General features: G+C 59.3%; 4 protein-coding genes. 2 read left to right on the top strand and 2 right to left on the bottom strand.

Annotation, left to right across the window (positions count from 1 at the left end; translation table 11 throughout):
* Positions 1-1,100: NAD(P)/FAD-dependent oxidoreductase (locus tag ABYA88_RS15850; protein WP_373188354.1), on the bottom strand; the 1,100-nt coding region annotated here is incomplete at its 3' end.
* Positions 1,101-1,161: 61 nt separating this feature from the next.
* Complete coding sequence (locus tag ABYA88_RS15845) at positions 1,162-1,656, bottom strand: Lrp/AsnC ligand binding domain-containing protein (protein WP_373188353.1); 495 nt, start codon at positions 1,654-1,656, stop codon at positions 1,162-1,164.
* A gap of 148 nt (positions 1,657-1,804) precedes the next feature.
* Between ABYA88_RS15845 and ABYA88_RS15840 the strand changes: the two genes are divergently transcribed.
* The gene (locus tag ABYA88_RS15840; protein WP_373188352.1) at positions 1,805-3,103 is read left to right on the top strand and encodes a D-amino acid dehydrogenase; all 1,299 of its coding nucleotides are present in this window, start codon (positions 1,805-1,807) and stop codon (positions 3,101-3,103) included.
* A partial coding sequence (locus tag ABYA88_RS15835) for a Rid family hydrolase (protein WP_373188351.1) occupies positions 3,078-3,286 on the top strand: 209 nt, incomplete at its 3' end. The genes ABYA88_RS15840 and ABYA88_RS15835, both read left to right, overlap by 26 nt.

Raw genomic sequence — 3,286 nt, 5'->3', positions numbered from 1 at the left:
TAGAAGACATTGGAGTGGTCTGCGAGCTTGCCAATCTGCGGCAGGCGATTGGCGCCGATGCCGATCATGCCGCCCCACTGGTATTCGACTTTCACATTTGCCAGTTGAGGGAATACGCGCAGCATCTTCGGCCGCATATAGCCGGTGATGTCCTTGGGGTCGCGTCCGGAATAATGGCAGGCTCCACCGAAAATCAGTCGGTTATCCGCAGACAGACGGTAATAGTCCAATGCCACCCGCTGGTCGCACAGCGCCATGTTCTGCGGAATCAGACTGCGCGCCAGTTCTTCACCCAACGGCTCTGTCGCAATCACGTAGCTGCCAGCAGGCAGTACCTTGCCGCTCAGTTGCGGTTGCAGGTCGCCCAGATAGGCGTTGCCGGCGAGCACCAACTGGCCGGCACTCACCGTGCCACCTGCGGTATGCACCTTGACCCGCGGGCCATGCTCGATCCGGGTGACACGTGACTGCTCGTGCAACCGCACACCGAGGCGCTGAGCGGCGGCAGCCTCACCCAGCAGCAGGTTCAGCGGATGCAGGTGTCCCGAACCCATGTCGGTCATCCCGCCAGCGTAGAAATCAGAGTTCACCACCTGGCGAATATCTTCGCGTTCGATAAGACGCATTTCGTGCTGATAGCCCAGTGATTGGAGCTCCTCCCGCTCGGCGCGAAAATCGTCCATGTGCCGCGCCTTGTTGGCGAGATCGCAATAACCCCAGACCAGGTTGCAGTCGATGGCGTATTGCTCAACCCTTCGCCTGACCATCTGTACCGCTTCCAGCCCCATGAGCTTGAGGTCGCGCACGCCCTGCTCACCGATCATGTTGGTAAACTGCTCGAGACCATGGCCGACGCCGCGGATCAACTGTCCGCCATTGCGCCCGCTGGCTCCCCAGCCAATCTGACTCGCCTCCAGCAACACTACGCTGAGCCCCCGCTCGGCCAGCTCGATTGCGGTATTCACCCCCGTGTAACCGCCGCCGACAATGCATACGTCAGCCTCTACCGTGCCGGCCAGCGGCGGACAGCTCAGATCGATGTTGGTGGTGGCGCGGTACCAGGAAGGTGCCGAGGTGTGTTGCTGAGAGTGGGCGAGCATAGCGGCGTCCGTTTGATATATGACGAAAGTGTGTAAATAAAAATTGACACAAGCATAAACATTATTCGGCTTCGGGTACAGGGATCGCCAGGCTCTCCTTGATCTCCTCCATGACGATATAACTCTTCGACTCACGCACGCCGGGCAACTTGAGCAAAATGTCGCCGAGCAGCTTACGGTATGACGCCATCTCGGATATTCGCGCCTTGATCAGGTAATCGAAATCACCCGATACCAGGTGGCATTCCAGCACATGGGGCAACCTGGTGGCCGCGCGACGGAACTCGTCGAAAATGTCCGCAGACTTGGACGACAGGCTGATTTCGACGAATACCAGCAGACTGGCTTCGAGCTTCTGCGGGTTCAGCCGTGCGCCATAACCCAGAATGAACTTCTCCCGCTCGAGCCGTTTGACCCGCTCCATGCAGGGCGTGGTCGAGAGTCCGACCCGCTCACCCAGGTCGACATAGGACATCCGTCCCTCCGATTGCAGCAGCCTGAGAATGTGCCGGTCGATCTTGTCCAGCTCGCGGCTGGAGGCTCTTCGTGTTTTCAAGATAATTCCCTGTTTTTTATACCCTGTGCAGAATTTCACTCTGCACATTGTGGAATATTCAAATCAAGTACGCAGGCGCTTGCTCCTAGAATAGCAATATCGCCCATGGCGAGAATTCTTATTTGCGCGAATGTAACCGGAGGTGGGCATGCACGTATTGGTTCTGGGCGGCGGCGTTATCGGTGTGACCAGTGCCTGGTATCTGGCGCGCGCTGGCCATCAGGTCAGCGTGGTCGACCGTCAGCCAGGTGCCGGCCTGGAGACCAGCTTCGGCAATGCGGGCATGATTTCCCCCGGTTATTCCTCCCCGTGGGCGGCGCCCGGCGTGCCGGTAAAGGCATTGAAGTGGATGATGGCCAGACACGCACCGTTGGCCATCAGCCCCACCGCTGATCCGCACCAGTACCGCTGGATGATGCAGATGCTGGGCAACTGCACCCAGGCGCGCTACGCGGTAAACAAGGGCCGGATGATGCGTCTGGCCGAATACAGCCGGGACTGCCTGATGCAACTGCGCCGCGATACCGGCGTGGAGTACGAACATCGGGAAAAAGGTACGCTGCAATTGTTCCGTAGCCAGCAGCAGCTGGATGCAGTGAGCAAGGACATCCAGGTGCTGGAAAACTGTGGTGTGCCCTATCAGTTGCTCGATCGCAGTGGCTGTGTGGCGCGCGAACCAGGCCTGAGGCCCAGCGCCGAGAAGATTGTTGGCGGTCTGCTACTGCCCAATGACGAGACAGGTGACTGCCACCTGTTTACCACCGCACTGGCCGAAAAGTGCCGGGAAATCGGCGTTACATTCCACTACGGTTGTGACATCCACAGACTGCTGGATGACCGCGAGCAAATCCTGGGCGTGGCGACCAGCCGGGGCGTCATGACCGCCGACAGGTATGTACTGGCCCTTGGCAGCTATACACCACAATTGCTCAAGCCGATGGGCATCGAACTGCCGGTATACCCGGTCAAGGGTTATTCGCTGACGCTGCCCGTGGCAAGCGATGCGATGGCACCGGTCTCCACCGTGATGGATGAGACCTATAAGGTGGCGATGACCCGTTTCGCCGATCGTATCCGCGTGGGAGGCATGGCCGAGTTGACCGGCTTCGATGCCAGCCTGCAGGGCAAGCGCCGGGCCACGCTGGAGATGGTGGTCAGCGATCTGTTTCCCGACGGAGGACGTCTGGAGGACGCTACGTTCTGGACCGGTTTCCGTCCAATGACACCTGACGGCACCCCTGTGGTCGGCGCTACGTCCCGACGCAACCTGTATCTCAACAGCGGCCATGGCACACTGGGCTGGACCATGTCCTGCGGCTCTGGTCAGTTGCTCGCCGACCTGGTCAGCGACCATAAACCAGCGATCAGCACCGAGGGTCTGGGCCTCAATCGTTACCATCAGAACAGGGAGATCCGTCGCCATGTCGATACAGCGTCTGCACACTAATCAGCGCATGAGCCAGATTGTCACTCACCACAACACCGTCTATCTGGCGGGACAGGTGGCGGCGGATGATGATCTGGACAAGGATGCAGGGGTGCAAACCCGCAGCACCCTGAACGAAATCGAAAAACTGCTCGCGCAGGCCGGTACCGACAGGACGCACATCCTCTCGGTTACCATCTACCT

The organism is Halopseudomonas sp., from assembly GCF_041579695.1.
Taxonomy (GTDB): domain Bacteria; phylum Pseudomonadota; class Gammaproteobacteria; order Pseudomonadales; family Pseudomonadaceae; genus Halopseudomonas.
The sequence above is the reverse complement of the archived record's forward strand: the minus strand, read 5'-3'. Positions and strand labels throughout refer to the sequence as shown.

What these genes read in the sequence shown, in the direction of transcription:
- ABYA88_RS15840 (WP_373188352.1), top strand. Translation starts at nt 1,805, where the DNA reads ATGCACGTATTGGTTCTGGGCGGCGGCGTTATCGGTGTGACCAGTGCC.